This window comes from Marinitoga lauensis (assembly GCF_004135675.1).
GTDB classification, from domain to species: domain Bacteria; phylum Thermotogota; class Thermotogae; order Petrotogales; family Petrotogaceae; genus Marinitoga; species Marinitoga lauensis.
In genome coordinates this window covers 147547-164672 of the sequence record NZ_QHLX01000002.1, presented here as the reverse complement: position 1 = coordinate 164672, position 17126 = coordinate 147547, and the positions used below count along the sequence as shown (strand labels likewise).

General features: G+C 27.2%; 16 protein-coding genes and 3 pseudogenes. 16 read left to right on the top strand and 3 right to left on the bottom strand.

The window, feature by feature from the left end; translation table 11 throughout:
* The first annotated feature begins 4 nt into the window (after positions 1-4).
* The 7 genes from pdxS (at position 5) to DJ007_RS03735 (ending at position 4199) form a co-directional block, all read left to right on the top strand.
* Positions 5-880: a pyridoxal 5'-phosphate synthase lyase subunit PdxS gene (pdxS, locus tag DJ007_RS03765; RefSeq protein WP_129408397.1), complete on the top strand. Its 876-nt coding sequence runs from the start codon at positions 5-7 to the stop codon at positions 878-880.
* 2 nt (positions 881-882) lie between these two features.
* Positions 883-1461: a pyridoxal 5'-phosphate synthase glutaminase subunit PdxT gene (pdxT, locus tag DJ007_RS03760; protein ID WP_129408606.1), complete on the top strand. Its 579-nt coding sequence runs from the start codon at positions 883-885 to the stop codon at positions 1459-1461.
* A gap of 1 nt (position 1462) precedes the next feature.
* Positions 1463-2080 (top strand): hypothetical protein, encoded by a 618-nt coding sequence (locus tag DJ007_RS03755; RefSeq protein WP_129408396.1) that lies wholly within the window; start codon positions 1463-1465, stop codon positions 2078-2080.
* Positions 2080-2730, top strand: a complete 651-nt coding sequence (locus DJ007_RS03750) for a metallophosphoesterase family protein (protein WP_129408395.1) — start codon at positions 2080-2082, stop codon at positions 2728-2730. The genes DJ007_RS03755 and DJ007_RS03750 overlap by 1 nt, the downstream gene beginning before the upstream one ends.
* A gap of 104 nt (positions 2731-2834) precedes the next feature.
* Positions 2835-3074, top strand: coding sequence for a helix-turn-helix transcriptional regulator (locus DJ007_RS03745; protein ID WP_129408394.1), 240 nt, complete (start codon positions 2835-2837; stop codon positions 3072-3074).
* 1 nt (position 3075) lies between these two features.
* On the top strand, positions 3076-3705 hold the full coding sequence (locus tag DJ007_RS03740; protein ID WP_129408393.1) for a hypothetical protein: 630 nt from the start codon (positions 3076-3078) through the stop codon (positions 3703-3705).
* Between the two features lie 5 nt (positions 3706-3710).
* Complete coding sequence (locus DJ007_RS03735; protein ID WP_129408392.1) at positions 3711-4199, top strand: hypothetical protein; 489 nt, start codon at positions 3711-3713, stop codon at positions 4197-4199.
* Between the two features lie 239 nt (positions 4200-4438).
* Here DJ007_RS03735 and DJ007_RS03730 read toward each other — a convergent pair.
* Positions 4439-6045, bottom strand: a pseudogene (locus DJ007_RS03730) (IS1634 family transposase).
* Between the two features lie 180 nt (positions 6046-6225).
* Here DJ007_RS03730 and DJ007_RS03720 point away from each other — a divergent pair.
* Positions 6226-6405 (top strand): hypothetical protein, encoded by a 180-nt coding sequence (locus tag DJ007_RS03720; RefSeq protein ID WP_129408389.1) that lies wholly within the window; start codon positions 6226-6228, stop codon positions 6403-6405.
* 209 nt (positions 6406-6614) lie between these two features.
* On the opposite strand, the gene DJ007_RS03715 is transcribed toward DJ007_RS03720, so the two are convergent.
* Positions 6615-7370 (bottom strand): GNAT family N-acetyltransferase, encoded by a 756-nt coding sequence (locus tag DJ007_RS03715; protein ID WP_129408388.1) that lies wholly within the window; start codon positions 7368-7370, stop codon positions 6615-6617.
* A gap of 143 nt (positions 7371-7513) precedes the next feature.
* Positions 7514-9069 (bottom strand): annotated as a pseudogene (locus DJ007_RS19880) (ATP-binding protein).
* 490 nt (positions 9070-9559) lie between these two features.
* Here DJ007_RS19880 and DJ007_RS17045 point away from each other — a divergent pair.
* From DJ007_RS17045 to DJ007_RS03675, 8 genes and pseudogenes are all read left to right on the top strand, one after another.
* Positions 9560-9721: a hypothetical protein gene (locus DJ007_RS17045; protein ID WP_240739247.1), complete on the top strand. Its 162-nt coding sequence runs from the start codon at positions 9560-9562 to the stop codon at positions 9719-9721.
* 85 nt (positions 9722-9806) lie between these two features.
* Positions 9807-10331, top strand: a complete 525-nt coding sequence (locus DJ007_RS03705) for a ZIP family metal transporter (protein WP_240739246.1) — start codon at positions 9807-9809, stop codon at positions 10329-10331.
* A gap of 5 nt (positions 10332-10336) precedes the next feature.
* A complete protein-coding gene (locus tag DJ007_RS03700; RefSeq protein ID WP_129408387.1) occupies positions 10337-11176 on the top strand; it encodes an EamA family transporter in 840 nt (279 codons plus the stop codon).
* 27 nt (positions 11177-11203) lie between these two features.
* On the top strand, positions 11204-12355 hold the full coding sequence (locus tag DJ007_RS03695; protein WP_129408386.1) for an Eco57I restriction-modification methylase domain-containing protein: 1152 nt from the start codon (positions 11204-11206) through the stop codon (positions 12353-12355).
* A gap of 71 nt (positions 12356-12426) precedes the next feature.
* Positions 12427-13395, top strand: coding sequence for a potassium channel beta subunit family protein (locus tag DJ007_RS03690; RefSeq protein WP_129408385.1), 969 nt, complete (start codon positions 12427-12429; stop codon positions 13393-13395).
* A 200-nt stretch (positions 13396-13595) separates the two neighbouring features.
* Positions 13596-14236: pseudogene (locus DJ007_RS03685) on the top strand (peroxiredoxin).
* A 153-nt stretch (positions 14237-14389) separates the two neighbouring features.
* Positions 14390-16594 carry an HD domain-containing phosphohydrolase gene (locus DJ007_RS03680; protein WP_129408384.1) on the top strand — a complete coding sequence of 735 codons (2205 nt, stop codon included), beginning with the start codon at positions 14390-14392 and terminating at the stop codon, positions 16592-16594.
* A complete protein-coding gene (locus DJ007_RS03675; protein WP_129408383.1) occupies positions 16578-17069 on the top strand; it encodes an adenosine-specific kinase in 492 nt (163 codons plus the stop codon). Before DJ007_RS03680 ends, DJ007_RS03675 begins: the two co-directional genes overlap by 17 nt.
* Positions 17070-17126 lie beyond the last annotated feature (57 nt).

Below are 17126 nucleotides of genomic sequence, written 5' to 3'. Positions count from 1 at the left end.
TAAAATGGAAAAAGGTACATGGGTTGTAAAGAAAGGCTTTGCTGAAATGTTCAAAAATGGTGTAATAATGGATGTAACAACAGCAGAACAGGCAAAAATTGCAGAAGAAGCAGGAGCAGTAGCAGTTATGGCATTAGAAAGAGTACCTGCGGACATTAGAAAAGCAGGTGGAGTTGCAAGAATGGCAAGCATTTCAAAGATTAAAGAAATTATGGAAGCAGTTTCAATTCCTGTAATGGCAAAGGTAAGAATTGGCCATATTGCAGAAGCAAGAATTTTAGAAGCATTAGGAGTAGATTTTATTGATGAATCAGAGGTTTTGACTCCAGCAGATAACAAATATCACTTAAATAAACACGAATACAAAGTTCCATTTGTTTGTGGTGCAAGAAACTTAGGAGAAGCTTTAAGAAGAATTGCAGAAGGCGCAGCAATGATTAGAACAAAAGGTGAAGCAGGAACAGGTAATGTTGTAGAAGCAGTAAAACATATGAGACAGGTTATGGATGAGGTAAGAATGGTTCAAAATATGCCAGAAGAGGAATTAGTAACTTTTGCAAAACAAATAGGAGCACCTGTAGATTTAGTAGCAGAAGTTAAAAAATTAGGAAGATTACCTGTAGTTAACTTTGCAGCTGGAGGAGTTGCAACACCTGCAGATGCTGCATTAATGATGTTATTAGGTGCAGATGGTGTATTTGTAGGATCAGGTATATTCAAATCAAAAGATCCAAAGAAAATGGCAAAAGCTATAGTAGAAGCTGTATTACATTATGACGATCCAGAAAAATTAGCAAAAATAAGTGAAGATATAGGATCACCAATGGAAGGGCTAGAAATTGAAGAATTAGACGTTCATTTACAAGAAAGAGGTTGGTAATGTTGAAAATAGGTGTATTAGCTGTTCAAGGAGATATCCGAGAACATGCAAATATGATAGAAAAAATTGGTCATACACCTGTTAAAGTTAAATCAATTGAAACATTAAATGAAGTTGAAGGTTTAATAATTCCAGGTGGAGAAAGTACAACAATTTCAAAATTAATGAAAAAAACAGGATTGTGGGAAGAATTAAAAAGAAAAGCACAAAACGGTTTTCCGATTTTTGGAACATGTGCAGGTATGATTGTTGTATCAAAAGGCATAAAAAATTATCCACAACAGGAAACACTTGGATTAATTGATATATACGTTGAAAGAAATGCCTATGGAAGACAGGTGTTTTCGTTTGAAGAAGTTTTAAAATTTCAGGAAAAAGATATTAAAGTAACTTTTATAAGGGCTCCAAAGATTGTAGAATATGGAGAAAATGTTGAAAAATTAATAGAATTTAAAGATGCACCGGTATTGGTGAGAGAAAATAATATTTTAGCAGCATCATTCCATCCAGAAATAGAGGATGACCCTTCAGTTCATCAATATTTTGTAGAAACAATTGTAGCTAAAAAGCAGGTGAAATAAGATGATACCATTACATGGATTTTTATCCAATTTTATTGCAGATCATGCATTTTCCAATGTTTATTCTGAAAAATTAAAAGAAAAAAATAATTTAATAACGCATATAGTCTGGAGTATCATTGCTATTTTAGCATTTACTTTTGATACTTTAAATTCACCAATTGGAATTGTAGCTTTTTTAGTATTAATAGCGTATCATGTTTTTATAGATATATATAGAACCAAAGGAACAAATTTTAAAAAAGAATTATTATATCTTGTTATAGCATTGATAATAAATTTGGTATTTTATAAAGCATATACACATTCTTATATTTCAAATGAATTTATTTATTATTTAATTGGTATGATGTTGGCTACGAGCTTTGGCTCTTTTATAGAAAGAACATATAATATTATAGATCCTCAAATAAAAGATACCGCAGGTGCTTCAGAAAGATTGGCAATATATATTTTTTTGAGTAAAATTAAAATTGAATGGGTATTGGTTGCAATATTGGCAGGGGTGCTATATAGATTTTTTATAGTTAAAGAGAAATCTAAAGAATGGATATTTTCTCCTGTTTATGGAGTTATAGTATCATCAATCTGGATTCTAATAATGAAAGGAATATTTTGATGATATGGGCAATATCCGATATTCATGGTATGTATGATCATTTATTAAAATTAATACAGAAAATTCCAGAAAATGATAAAATCATTTTCTTAGGAGATTATATTGATCGAGGGCCGGATTCAAAACTGGTCCTCGATTTATTATTCAAATTAAAAAATAGAGCAGTATTTTTAAAAGGAAATCATGAAGATATGATGATAGATTATTTAGAAAAAAGTGGAAAATATTCAGATGGAGTATGGTTTAGAAATGGTGCAGCATATACTTTTAGAAGTTTTAATAATAATATTGAAGAAAAATATATAGATTTTATTAAAGCACTAAAGTTATATCATATAGAAGAAATAAATGGACAAAAATATTTGTTTGTTCATGGTGGCGTTAGATATAGGATAAATTTAAATGAACAGAACAAAAGAGATTTACTCTGGATAAGAGACGATTTTTACATGCAGAATAAAAGATATGAAGATTATATTGTAATTCATGGACATACTCCGACATCCTATATAACTGGAGAATATGAAGTGTATTTTCATAAAGATGAAAACAATAATATTATTAGTATAGATATAGACACAGGATGTGTATATGGTGGAAAATTATCAGCATTAGGTATTTCAGAAAATAATGAATATACTATTCTCTAATAAATAGAATATTCATAAAATATTCTATTTTTTTTAACGATTCATGTCAAAAATACTTGACAAAATGTCAAGTAAAGTTGTATAATATAAATGGAGGGATTTTTATGAAAAATAAATTAAAAGTATATAGAGCTATGTTTGATTTTACTCAGGAAGATTTGGCAAAAAAAATAGGTGTTTCCAGGCAAACAATAAACTATATAGAAAAAGGTAAATATGCTCCTTCAGTGCTTTTAGCACTAAAATTAGCATATGTTTTTAATTGTAAGGTAGAAGATTTGTTTATTCTTGAAAATGAAGACTTAAAACAAGAAGATTCATTGATTTTTCAAGGGGGTGAATAAAATGAAAAAAATTATCTTTAAAAAATATTTGTTTATTGTTGAAATAGCATTGTTGTTTTTAATAACGGTGTTAGTTTCATTAAACTACTGGTTTTCGCTAATGTATTTAATAATAATAGGAATAGAAATATATAAAGATATATTCTCAGTTGATGAAATGGAAAGATATTTAAGGTATAAGACATCAAATATTACATTATACATAATGATAGGTGTTTCTGCATTTTTTCTAACAATGGATTTTGTACCAGAAAAAGAAATATTAATATTCTATACGTTATTCCCATTATTATTAAAGAATTTATTGTATATTGGTTATTTGTTTGAAAGAGAAAAAGTAATAAAAAGAACAGGATATACTATATTTTTAATATTAGTAATATTTACATTATTATCTCATGGGTTTTCAATAGTAACTCTAATTGAAATGTCGCCATGGTTATTAATTTTGTTAGCCACATTATTGGCTGTAAGATATAGAATTTTAGGATCTATAATATTTTTTGGAGCATCAGGACTTTTAACCTATCTAATATTTAAAAATGAAATTGATTCCGCACAAATATTGACTTTTTCATTAGTAGTTACTCCGCTGGTATTCTTAGGTTTTCAAACCATTAGAAAGGAGTGAGTAAAATGAAAAAAAGTATTATTATTATCATCATTTTGATCTTTTCTATATTTACCTTTTCAAACACCTTTTCATATTCATTGGGTATAGCAGTCTCTGGAGCAATATTTCCATATTTTGGCGTTTATTATAATATGGATAATATTCAAGTTGGTGGATCCCTTGGTTTTATATTCGGACCAGATGAGAAAAATCCTGACCAATGGGACTATATATTATCCCCCGGATTTAATATAGACTATTTTATTATGAATAATCTTTCAATAGGATTAAACGCAAGAATGATTGTAGTGGTTCCTTATCAATATGAACAGCTGTATCTGGCAGGTGCTGGAATAAAATATGGAATTCCACTAAATGATAATAAGATTAATCTCTCTTTATCAGGAAATATGATAATTCCAATTAGAGCTGGTTCAAGAGCTTGGGAAAAAGACAGAGATATGAAACCATATATTCCAATTCCATTTATCCAGGGAGAATACGAGTTTTAAAATAATACTCTGACCTGTTGGTCAGAGTATTATTTTCCTGCCTTTGACTTTTTAGAGAATACACCACAAGAAAAAGAAGATGAAGCATTAAAATTGTTAGAAAAAAGAAACATTGCTTAAAAGTTTATTTTTTTCCTGAGTTTGACAGTATTTTTTTCAATAAAATTCTAAAAAGCAGAATTATTCTAAAAAACAACAATTGTTAATTTTTTATTAAATACAAAAGTGTCATTACACCCCTAAATTTTATATTTTTCTTTGAATTCTGTATAGGGTGAAATTATTTTTGGTACAGGAATATTTAATGTATTTAATATTCTTTGTCCTAATTTATTTAAATTCATTCTCGCTACAAGATGTTGCTTTTGTGTTTTAAATTCAATGTATTCCATATTTTTAATAGCTTCTCTTATTTTTTCATGAGAGTATTCAACATTATTTTTTTCCAGTTCTAATTCTAGTGTTCTTTGAATTATGTAAGATATGAAACTCATTACAATATGTCCTTTTATTCTTTTTGGTGTCCAATGAAATACCGGTCTTGTTTCAAGATAATTTTTTAATGTTCTAAATGTTTCTTCTACTTTCCATAATGTATGATATTGTTCTAATATTTCTTTTGGAGATAGTTTTGTGTTTGTTATTATTCCATAGTATCCATCGTATTTTTCATCATTTTCTATTTTTTCTATGTCCAGTATATAATTTTGTTTATTCTGTTCTTTTAAATATTTTTTCGCTCCTCTTTTACTTTTTGAATCTATATTTCCTTCTTCTAACATTTTTTTCGCTTTTTCTATTAATCGTAGTCTATCTGCTCTGTCTTTTTTGGCTCTTTCTTCTGAATATATTATGAGTAATCTTTTATTTTCATATTCTACTTCTCTATATTTTATTCCTTTTGCTAGTTCTATGAATTCTCCTTCAAATATATTTACTTTTTTTATTTGTTTTATTGATTTTCCTACTATGAATTCATAATTAGAATTTTCTACTACTTCTATATTTTTTTTACTCATCATTCCTCTATCTGCTACTACTATTACTTTTCCTAATTGATATTCTTTTTTCATTTTTTCTATTGAATCTTTAAATGTATGCCCTTCAAATGTATTTCCTGCATATATATCAAAACTAACTGGCATTCTATCCTGATCTATTGACATCCCTAATACTATTTGTGATTCATTAAATTTCTTATCTTTTGAATATCCCATTTGTAATATTTCATTTGTTTGTTGTGTTTCAAACGCTAATGTCGTTACATCGTAAAATACTAAATCTACCGTTGTATTAAACAAACTTATCCTTTGATTATACATATGTTTTTCTATCGACTCTTTATTATCTGCCAATATATCCAATGTTCTGTATAACCAGTGCAGCATTACATCTTTTTCTTCCAGGTCTTTTTCTTTTTAACTTCCACTTTGTTATATCCAAAATACTCTAAATTATTAAATATTCCCAATTTACTTTTCGGTTCTACTATTCTATTCATCACCATTATTTTTAGCATCTCTTCTGCATTGTATTTTATTTCTTTATCCAGTCTTTCAAAATATCTTTTCATCTCATATCTTTCGAATATCTTATTTACTATTACTTTGGCTCCGTAATTCTTTTTATCCGGTGCCTTTTTTATATCTTCTGTATCAATATAATTTTTTAAATCAAATATTTGTATGAGTTTATTTACTATATTTTTCGCTTCATTTTCGCTAAAAGAGTCAATCCTTCCTAAGTTTGCAACAGTTCTTTGCTTTATCTTACCATTTTCCCTATAACTTTCAACAATTCTTAAATATTCAACACCTTTGTTATTTTTAACTACTCTCAAAAACACAAAAATCACCTCTTGATTTCATAATACCATTACTTATTATACCACAAAAATATTATGAAATCAAGAATATAACGCTATTGTTAAAAATATTTGTGTCACTACAAAAATTTTTCAACCCCCAATTTTCACCCTTTTCATCGTCGCAAACCCGCATTCTACCGTTTCGATTTTTCAAAAATCATGAAATCGCTGTCAAACTCAGGAAAATATGGAATTCCACTAAATGATAATAAGATTAATCTCTCTTTATCAGGAAATATGATAATTCCAATTAGAGCTGGTTCAAGAGCTTGGGAAAAAGACAGAGATATGAAACCATATATTCCAATTCCATTTATCCAGGGAGAATACGAGTTTTAAAATAATACTCTGACCTGTTGGTCAGAGTATTATTTTCCTGCCTTTGACTTTTTAGAGAATACACCACAAGAAAAAGAAGATGAAGCATTAAAATTGTTAGAAAAAAGAAACATTGCTTAAAAGTTTATTTTTTTAGTTAAACTTAGGTTGCCCACTGTTCTTGGGTAAGACCAAAAATTGTGTACTTTTATATCTTTTTAAATTAGTTTTTACTCTCTTAATTTAGAAATTATTTTTAATTTAAAAACAATTTCATTTTTTTTATATGAAAGCCCAATTTTTTTAGCAATATGAATAGAGATATTATTTTTTTCAGATACTCTATATATAGGTAAAATATTATTATCTATACACCATTTCACAGAAGCTTGAGCTACTTTTTTTCCAAATCCCATATTTCTCCATTTTGGTTTGGTATATACTATAATATTTCCTCCATTAAAATTAATGTCTGAAATATATGAATAAGAAACAATTTCATTATTTTTTTCTATATAGAAAAAACGCTTTTCTAAAACATTTTTTATATTTCTATTCCATAATTTTTCTAAAATTATTTTGTTAAAATTTTTATTTTTGAAAATTGTAAAGTATTTTTCTTTTTCTTTTTCTTTTAGGTTTAATGTATTAACTAAATTCATATCAAAAATATATTCTATATTTTCAAAAGTATATATTCGCATTAAATCAATAGAACTATTTACTTCTTTTAATCCTTTTTTTAAAATTTTATATAAAAATATTAAATTAATATTTTTACTTAATATGAAATTTGAATGTAATAGGTATTTCTTATGTTTTGGTGAAATGGATATTAATAAGTTATTATTTAACTTAGTTATAATAAGAGGATATTGGTATAAATTGTTTATGACAATACTCCTATTTTTTGTTAATATAATTTTTTTACTTTGTGATTTATAAATTCCAAGGTATTTATAATAATAGTTTTTAAATTTTAACATTTTACACCTCTTTTATATCATTTATACAGGGCCCTGCGTTTTATTATATTATCCTAAATCTCCTTCTTGATAATATTTCTGGTACCAGAAAAAAGTATGCTAGCAGCCGGATGAAAAATTTTGAGACCATAAAAACATTTTTACTAAAACTCTTCACTCAGCGAAGTGATTATATAATCCTCAATATTTCTTTTTTCTGAATTTATATTTATTCCTATAAGATATATCTTTCTTCCAGTGTATTTCTCATAGTATTTCTTCTCTTTTATCTGAGCTAGTGCTTCTTCTGCACTTTTGTCTAATTTTGCCTCGATTATATATACTCTTTCATTGAATTCTATTACTATATCACTTCTTCCAAGATTTGTCATTTCTTCTGCTCTTACATTTAGCCCTGTCATTGCCAGTATTGTATATATCAATGAGTGATAATATCTTTCTTCTTTTTGATGTAAGTTATACGGTATTGAACTTATTACCTTTTTTATTTCTTCTATTACTGTTTTTATATCGTTTTTCTGTATTGATTTTATTATCGTTTTACTTAATTCTTTTATCTTTGAGCTGTCTATATTATAATTTGCTTCTAATATCAGTTTTGAAAAACTACTTTTTACTTCTATATTGGGATAATCCAGTATATATTCTTCTTCTAATAGATATCTTTCTTTTCCTTTGAAGGTTAAATATCCTGCCTGTGTGAAGAATATATTTGCATTTGCATCTTCTATTTCTCTTGTTGAGAAATCCATTGCACTTACTGTCTCTTTTACTAAATCTTCATATGTTATCTTTCTTCCTTTTATGTATTCATATAAGAATGATGGTGATCCACTTTCAAACCAGTAATTTTGAAATTCTTTTTTTTGAAAGAAATTTAATATTGAAAATGGATTATATACATAATGTTCTCCATCAAATGAAAAGCCATTATAATATTCTTTTAATCCTTTTACTAATTCTTCTTCACTTATTCCCATTTCTTTTGATGTTTGTTTTATATGGTCGCTAAAATACGTTTCCAATTCTTCCTGTGTATATCCTAACATCTGTGAATAAGCTTTGTCTAATGATATATCGTTTAAATTATTTAATGCAGAGAATACTCCTGTTTTTGTGAATTTCGTTATTCCGGTGATAAATACAAACTTTATGTATTCGTCTTTTGTTTTTATTTTTTTATAGAATTCTCTTAAAAATACTCTAAATTCTTCTGCTTTTTCCTTATTGTTTATATACTCCAATATCGGTGATTCGTATTCATCTATTAATATTACTACTCTTTCTTTATATTTTTATTTAATTCTTCTATTAAATTTCCAAATTTTGTTGGTATGTCATCTATATCTGGAGTTATATTATATGAGTTATAGATTTTATCAAGTGTATTATTTAATGATTTTTCAAATGATTCTATATTTTTTAATGTTACGTCTGACATATCTAATTTTATTATAGGATATTCTTTAAACTCCCATCTGTCATATATATAAGTATCCTTAAATAATTCTTTTTCACCTTTGAAGATGTAATATAATGTTGATACTGTTAAACTTTTTCCAAATCGCCTTGGGCGGGATAAGAATATTGGCACTTCTGAACTTATCAGGTCATATATATATTTTGTTTTATCTACATATACATAATTTCCTTCTATTATCTTTTTATAATCCTGAACTCCAATGGGTAGTTTTTTCATCAATTCCACCTCCTGCTTCAATTATACCAGAACATTCCGCATAGCGGAAAGTTTAAGGCTGTTTTTTATAATAAAAATATTCATCCTGAACCCTTCGCGAAGCGAAGAGTCAAACTGTTGACAAAATAAAATAATCAAAATTAATATGAGCGAATCTATTGAAACATTTAAATTGGTAACTATAAAATAAAAAAATAATATGATGAACTCAAGCTTTTCGCAGAGCGAAAGATTTTTGGTTCTTTTATTTTATAATAAAATTATTTTCCTAAATCCTTCAAGTAGTGAAGTGTTTCCGCGAAGCGAAAAATCTAAGGTTAAAAAAGTTTATATTATATTTTAATCCTTAACTCCTTCGCTCCGCGAAGAGTTTAAGCAATCAAGCGTCTGAATAAGTTTTATTTTTAGTCTATTTTGGAAAAAATCTTCGCTTTGAAAAGGGTTTATGTTATAATTGTAATAATAAAATGATTATTTCGGAGGAGATAATATGGAATTAACTGGAAGTCAAATATTTATCTATGGTTCATTAGCAAGTTTAATAGCTGGAAGTGCAACGTCACTTGGAGCTTTGCCTATATTTTTCATGAAAAAATCACTAACAGAAAAACAATTGGATATGGCATTGGATTTGCAGCAGGTGTTATGTTAGCCGCTACAATGTTTTCGTTGATTGTTCCAGCAATTGATTTAGGAGGTATTACAATTACTGTTATAGGAATTATAGTTGGGCTGTAGTGTTGGAACTAATGGATACATTTGCACCACATGAACATTTTTTAAAAGGTCATGAAGGTCCTAATATGGCTGTGGTAAAAAAGGTGTGGTTATTTGTCATTGCTATAACCCTTCATAATTTTCCAGAAGGTATGGCGGTAGGTGTAAGTTTTGGTGGCGGAACAACAGAAATGATAAAAAATGGTATAATAGTTGCAACAGCCATAGGTATTCAAAATATACCAGAAGGAACAGCTACAGCAGTTTCGTTTTTAAAAGCTGGATATAGTAAAAAACAGGCTTTCTGGTATTCAGCATTTTCTGGTTGGGTTGAGCCTATCGGTGGGGTAATTGGAGCAGCTTTTATTGTTTTAATGAGACCAGCTTTACCTTTTTTCCTTGCTTTTGCTGCAGGAGCAATGTTATATGTAATTAGTGATGAAATTATTCCAGAAACACATTCACATGGATATGAAAGAGCAGCAACATTTTCTTTGATAGTTGGATTTTTATTAATGATGACACTGGATAATGCACTTGGGTGATAAATATGGTGTATTTATGGTTAATAATAAGAATAACCTTATTGGGTTATGAAAGAATTGCAGGTAAAAAAATAGCAACCCATGAAGACGAAATTCTTTCTTCATGGGCTTTTTTCTTTTTCTCTTTTATGGCTTTTTTCCCGTTTTTTAATTATATAAATTTGATGTCATTAAAAGCAGCGATATTTAGCGGGAGTATATATTCGTTATCTTTTTTTCTATATGTTTATGCTCTTGCAAATGAAGACGCTTCGGTAATTGCGCCATTATATAATATGAATGTCATTTTTTTAATAATAACTACGGCAATATTTTTAGATGAAAAAATAACAATTACAAAGATTTTAGGAAGTCTCTTAATGTTATATGGCGTTTCTTATTTAAAAAAGGATGTAAATTTAAAAGAGTCATATAAAAATATCTTCAAAAGTAAAGGTGCTGTAGCAATGTTACTTTCTTCTATATTAATGGCAATAGGAAGAACGATAGATGGTTATTTTGTTAAAAATGTTGATTCATTGAGCTATTCAATTTCAATATATTTAATCGTAAGTATATACTTTTTTATAGTTACTATGATAAAATATAAGTCAATAAAACCACATATATCCATTATTAAAAGAAAGATATCACCTTTAATAAGTGGTGGAATATCAAATGCATATTCATATATCGCTTTGTTGAATATGTTTAAATATATAGATGTAAGTATTGCAGAACCAGTTTCTATGAGTTCAGCATTAATAACGGCTTTTTTTGCAAAAGTTATATTTAAGGAGAAAGTTGCAATAAGAATATTAGGAACAATACTATTGATTTTAGGTGCGTTTATTATATATTTATAATTTTTTGAGTTGAGTAGGAGAAAAAGAATGGCAAAAGATAATTATAAGATTAAACGGTTAGGACAGGTATTTACTCCAGAAAATATTGCAAAAAAAATGATAAATTTAATAAAAAATGGAAACAGAATATTAGAACCATCCTGTGGGGATGGTATTTTTATTCGTTTATTGAAAGGAAAAAATGTAGTTGGAATTGAAAAAGACATAAAAGTACCCAATTGTTTAAAAATGGATTTTTTTGATTACTCAATAAATGAAAAATTTGATACAATAATAGGCAATCCTCCATATGTTGCATATAAAGATATATTAAAAGTAACAAGAAAAAAGCTTCCAATGGATATTTTTGATAAAAGGGCAAATTTGTTTTTATTTTTCATATATAAATCTTTCTTACATTTAAGCGAGAATGGAGAGATTATCTTTATCACTCCGAGAGATTTTTTCAGTCTTACCTCTGCCGTTCAATTGAATAATTTATTGTATAAAAATGGAACAATTACCGATGTAATTGAATTTGGTGATGAGAGGATATTTGGATATGAATTTTCTCCAAATGTGGTTATCTGGAGATATGAAAAAAATAATTTCGATAGAAAAGTGAATTATAATGGAGAAACGAGGTATTTTTATAATGTAGAAGGGCATTATTTATTTTTAAAAAACAATAATTATACAATAAAATTAAAGGATATAGCTTTTGTAAAAGTTGGTGGAGTAAGCGGTGCAGATAAAATTTTTACGCATGAAAGTGGAAATATAGATGTGGTATGTTCATATACTAAAAGAACAGGAAAAACCAAAAGAATGATTTATAATATCGTAAATGAACATATAGAAAAACATAAAAAAGAATTACTAAAAAGAAAAATAAGGAAATTTAATGAAAATAATTGGTATAAATGGGGAAGAGATTTTTATATTTCAAATAAACCAAGAGTATATGTAAATACAAAAACAAGAGATAAAAAACCTTTTTTTATACATAATTCCATTTATTATGATGGTAGTATTTTGGGTATTTTCCCAAGAAAAAATATCGATATAATTAAATTTAAAGATATGTTGAATAAAGTGGATTGGGAAGATTTGGGATTTGTTTGTGATGGAAGATTTATTTTTAATCATAGAAAACTTGAGAATACACTGCTTCCAGTAGAATTTAAAGAATTTCTTTAAATTTTGTTTTGATTTTAAAGTTATATATGATATAATTAGTATAACTAACAAAATTTAAAGGGGAAGAGAAAATGGAATATAGAAGACTTGGAAAATCCGGTTTAAAGGTTAGTGAGTTATCCTTTGGATCATGGCTTACTTTTGGTAATCAATTAGATGTTGAAAATGTAAAAGCTTGTATGAGAGAAGCATTTAATCATGGAGTAAACTTTTTTGATAATGCAGAAGCATATGCAAATGGTTTATCTGAATCATTGATGGGTATAGCATTAAAAGAATATAGAAGAACAGATTTAGTAATATCTACGAAAATTTTTTGGGGTGGAAATGGACCAAATGATAGAGGTTTGTCCAGAAAGCATTTGTTAGAGGGCACATGGAATTCATTAAAAAGATTGCAGCTCGATTATGTAGATTTAATATTCTGTCATAGACCAGATCCTGAAACACCAATAGAAGAGACAGTATTAGCTATGGATTATATAGTAAGAAATGGATTGGCTGTGTATTGGGGTACATCGGAATGGAATGCGGAGCAGCTTGAAGCGGCATATAAGGCAGCAAAAGAATTAAATTGTATTCCACCAACGATGGAGCAACCACAATATAATATGTTTGTAAGGGAAAAAGTTGAAAAAGAATTTAAACCATTGTATGAAAAATATGGCCTGGGTTTAACCACATGGAGTCCTTTAGCAAGTGGTATTTTAACAGGGAAATATAACGAAGGAATTCCAGAAGATAGTAGATTAGCTAAATTTTCAAAACTTGCCGATAATTTAAAAGAAAAGGGATTATTAACAAATGAAAATATAGAAAAAGTAAAAAAATTATCTGAAATTGCAAAAGATTTAGGTGCAACAATGGCTCAATTAGCATTAGCGTGGTTATTGAAAAATCCAAATGTTTCTACAGTTATTACTGGTGCAAGTAGAGTGGAACAGGTAAAAGATAATATGAAAGCTATTGAGATTAAAGAAAAACTAACAGATGAAATAATGGAAGAAATTGAAAAAATATTGAATAATAAACCAGAATAATAAAGACCCCATTATTGGGGTTTATTTTATATAGAAAGTATAAAATAAAATATTTAAATAGAATAAAAAATTTTTGAAAAAAATAGATAAATATAATTAACATAGATGAAACAAGAAATTAATTGACACAATATAAAAAAACATGTATAATAATATTGAAATCATTACAATATTAAAAAAATTATACGGAGGTGGTATTAATGGCAAATATTCCATTAATAGGAGAAAAATTCCCAGAATTAGAGGTAGTAACAACACATGGAAAAATGAAATTACCAGAAGCTTTTAAGGGCAAGTGGTTTGTATTATTCAGTCATCCAGCAGATTTTACACCAGTATGTACAACAGAATTTGTTGGTTTCCAAAAAAGGTATGATGAATTCAAAAAATTAAATACAGAATTAATAGGTTTAAGTATTGACCAGGTATTTTCTCATATCAGTTGGATAAATTGGATAAAAGAAAAAATGGGCGTAGAAATTCAATATCCTGTTATCGCAGATGATAGAGGGCAAGTAGCTGAAAGATTAGGATTAATTCATGCATCAGCATCTCATACAGTAAGAGCTGTATTTATTGTGGATCCAAATGGAATTGTTAGAGCAATTATTTATTATCCACCAGAATTAGGTAGAAATCTCGATGAAATTGTTAGAGCTGTTAAAGCATTGCAATTATCAGATAAATCAAAAGCAGCAATGCCAGCTAATTGGCCAAATAACGAATTAATTGGAGATAAAGTTATTATTCCACCAGCTTCTGATGTGAAATCAGCAGGAGAAAGATTAAAGAATTATGAGGGTATGATTGGTGGTTTGTTTATAAGAAATTAGAAGATTAATTTTATATTCATCCCCAAACAAAATGACTTCCTTATGGAAGCCATTTTGTTTATTTTATAATAAAAGTAGAAAATCCTCATTTCCTTTGCGAAGCAAAGTGTTTATGTGTTATAATAAAAAAAAGGAAATTTTTAGATATTAAGGGAATAAATATGAGCATAAAAGATTTTTTTAGAAAAATTGTCATAATATTTTTGTTTTTTATTTTTGTTTTAGGAACTGTATTTACATATATATCATATAGAAAAGAAATCAATAATAATATTGATAAAATCAGTTTTGAAATAAAATTAATATCTTCGAATTTTAATTATTTTTTCAAAAAGAGAGAGAATTTCATGACTAAAGTATCTTATGAAATAAATGAAGATAATGTAGAAGATATATTGAAAAAAATATATGTTTATAATAAGGATGAAATAGTTTACGTATATTTTGCAAATAAAAATGGAGATATTATAGTTGAGCCAAAAATAAACATTCCTTCTGATTTTGATCCAAGGAAAAAAGATTGGTATATAAAAGCCATAAAAAATCCTGAAAATGTTATAGTTACAACATCATTTGCTGATCCTGAAAGAACTAAAATTGTTCAAACTATTTCGAAAGCAATTAAGATAAATGGTAATATTATAGGTGTTTTAGGAATGGATTTGAAAAGAGATGCTATAGATAGGATTATTAATATAGCAAAACTACCTGAAAAGGATAGAATATACATATTTAAGAAAAATGGAGATGTCATATATAATAATGAAAAAGTAAAAAATGTAAACAATTTTATAAAAATAATAGATGATAATGATTTTCATATTGTAAAAACAAGATTAGATATATATTTTTATAATAAGATAACAGATAATATATATATTTTATATGATTATAATAAATCGGACCTTGCTAAATTAGTAATAAAAAAAATAATAATTATTTTTATAATAGTATCTTTGATTGTACTGTTTTTTTTGTATAAAATCAATAATTTTTTAAATAAAAAAATAATAAAACCAATTTTTGAAATATCTAATTCTATGAAAAATTTTTCGATTAATATAAGAAAGAAGGAAGTTCCATATATTAGAAATGATTATGATATAAAAGAAATAAAAGAAATTGCTAACGGGTATGAAATAATGATTAACAACGCAATATCATCTTTAATGAATTTTAATCTTTTAACAGAAGAAATAAGAAAGATGTATAATAATTTAAAGTCAGTAAATGAAGCATTTTTTGAATTTATCAAACTAATCAGTCTTATTGAAAATGAAGATTTAAGTATGGAAGAATATTTCAATTCTATTTTAAAATATATGATTTCTCATATAAAAGAGGCAGAATATGGAAGTATATCGATTTTAATAAATAGAAGATGGAAATATATTACAGCAATTGGGCATGATATAAATAATTTAAAATCACTGGAAATTTTTTCCGATCCAGAAATTTTTAAGAGCAGAGAAGAGGTTAAAATAATTACATATGATGAAATATTTAAAAATGATAACCTCTATTTAGATGATAATACGTATAATAATTTGAAAGAAGCAACAAAAGAATTTAAATATGCGATGACATATGTAGTAGAATTGGGAAATATGCTCCTTATGATTTCTGTAGAAACACCAGAGAATAATACTTTTTCAAAAGAAAGTATAGAAATATTTAAAGCACAGGTTAATCTTGCGAAAATATTCCTGGATAAAAAATTTGAAATAGAAAAAATTCAAAATATTTATTTCAATTTTGCAGAAAAATTGGCATCCGTTGCTGAAGGGCATGATGATATAACTGGAAAACATATATATCGGGTAGGAGAAATATCAGCATTTTTAGCTCAAAAACTTGGATTGGATGAAAAGGAAGTTGAAAAGATAAGAAAATTTGCACCATTACATGATATCGGTAAGATATATGTACCATATGAAATTTTAAATAAAGAAGGAAAGTTAACAAAGGAAGAATTTGAAGTGATGAAAAAACATACTATTTATGCAAAAACATTATTATCAGGTGATGAATGTTTTGATTTTGCTTTAAATATAGCATTATATCATCATGAAAATTGTGATGGTAGCGGATATCCATATGGACTTAAATGTAATGAAATACCAATAGAAGCAGCAATTGTGAAAATAGCAGATATATATGATGCATTAAGAGCCAAAAGGTCCTACAAAGAAGCTTTTTCTCACGAAAAATGTGTAAAAATAATTACAGAGGGAGATAATAGAACAAACCCTGCTCATTTTCGTTCTGATATATTAGAAGTATTTAAAAAATATAATAAAGAAATAGATAGAATCTGGGTAGAAATTAATAAAAGCGGAGGTGAAAATAGTGAACATCAAGTTTGAAGCAATTGATATTAAATTTCCAGAAGATTGTAATGTTATAGTTGGACAATCTCATTTTATAAAAACAGTGGAGGATATATATGAAACAATAGTTACAACAGTTCCAGGAATGAAGTTTGGAATAGCGTTTAATGAAGCAAGTGGTCCAAGATTAATAAGATTTGATGGTAACGATGAAGAATTAGTAAATTTAGCAATAGAAAACGCAAAGAATGTTGGAGCAGGGCATTTTTTTGTTTTAATAATAAGAAATGGCTATCCTATAAATATACTTTCAAGGTTAAAACAGGTTCAGGAAATTGTAAATATTTTTGCCGCAACTGCTAATCCGTTACAGGTTTTAGTTGCGGAAACCGATTTGGGTAGAGGCGTTATAGGAGTAGTAGATGGGCAACCACCTCTTGGCGTTGAAAAAGATGAAGATAAAAAGAAAAGATATGAATTTTTAAGAAATATAACAGGATATAAAAAATAAAGGAAACGCTTGTTGCAGCGTTTCCATTTTTTATAATTTTTTGTAGTGAATAATATA

Coding starts and splice junctions, on each gene's coding strand:
- DJ007_RS03735 (WP_129408392.1), top strand. CDS start 3,711: ATGAAAAAAAGTATTATTATTATCATCATTTTGATCTTTTCTATATTT.
- DJ007_RS03690 (WP_129408385.1), top strand. CDS start 12,427: ATGGAATATAGAAGACTTGGAAAATCCGGTTTAAAGGTTAGTGAGTTA.
- DJ007_RS03755 (WP_129408396.1), top strand. CDS start 1,463: ATGATACCATTACATGGATTTTTATCCAATTTTATTGCAGATCATGCA.
- DJ007_RS03740 (WP_129408393.1), top strand. CDS start 3,076: ATGAAAAAAATTATCTTTAAAAAATATTTGTTTATTGTTGAAATAGCA.
- DJ007_RS03695 (WP_129408386.1), top strand. CDS start 11,204: ATGGCAAAAGATAATTATAAGATTAAACGGTTAGGACAGGTATTTACT.
- DJ007_RS03680 (WP_129408384.1), top strand. CDS start 14,390: ATGAGCATAAAAGATTTTTTTAGAAAAATTGTCATAATATTTTTGTTT.
- DJ007_RS03720 (WP_129408389.1), top strand. CDS start 6,226: ATGAAATCGCTGTCAAACTCAGGAAAATATGGAATTCCACTAAATGAT.
- DJ007_RS03700 (WP_129408387.1), top strand. CDS start 10,337: ATGGTGTATTTATGGTTAATAATAAGAATAACCTTATTGGGTTATGAA.
- DJ007_RS17045 (WP_240739247.1), top strand. CDS start 9,560: ATGGAATTAACTGGAAGTCAAATATTTATCTATGGTTCATTAGCAAGT.
- DJ007_RS03745 (WP_129408394.1), top strand. CDS start 2,835: ATGAAAAATAAATTAAAAGTATATAGAGCTATGTTTGATTTTACTCAG.
- pdxS (WP_129408397.1), top strand. CDS start 5: ATGGAAAAAGGTACATGGGTTGTAAAGAAAGGCTTTGCTGAAATGTTC.
- DJ007_RS03750 (WP_129408395.1), top strand. CDS start 2,080: ATGATATGGGCAATATCCGATATTCATGGTATGTATGATCATTTATTA.
- DJ007_RS03715 (WP_129408388.1), bottom strand. CDS start 7,370: ATGTTAAAATTTAAAAACTATTATTATAAATACCTTGGAATTTATAAA.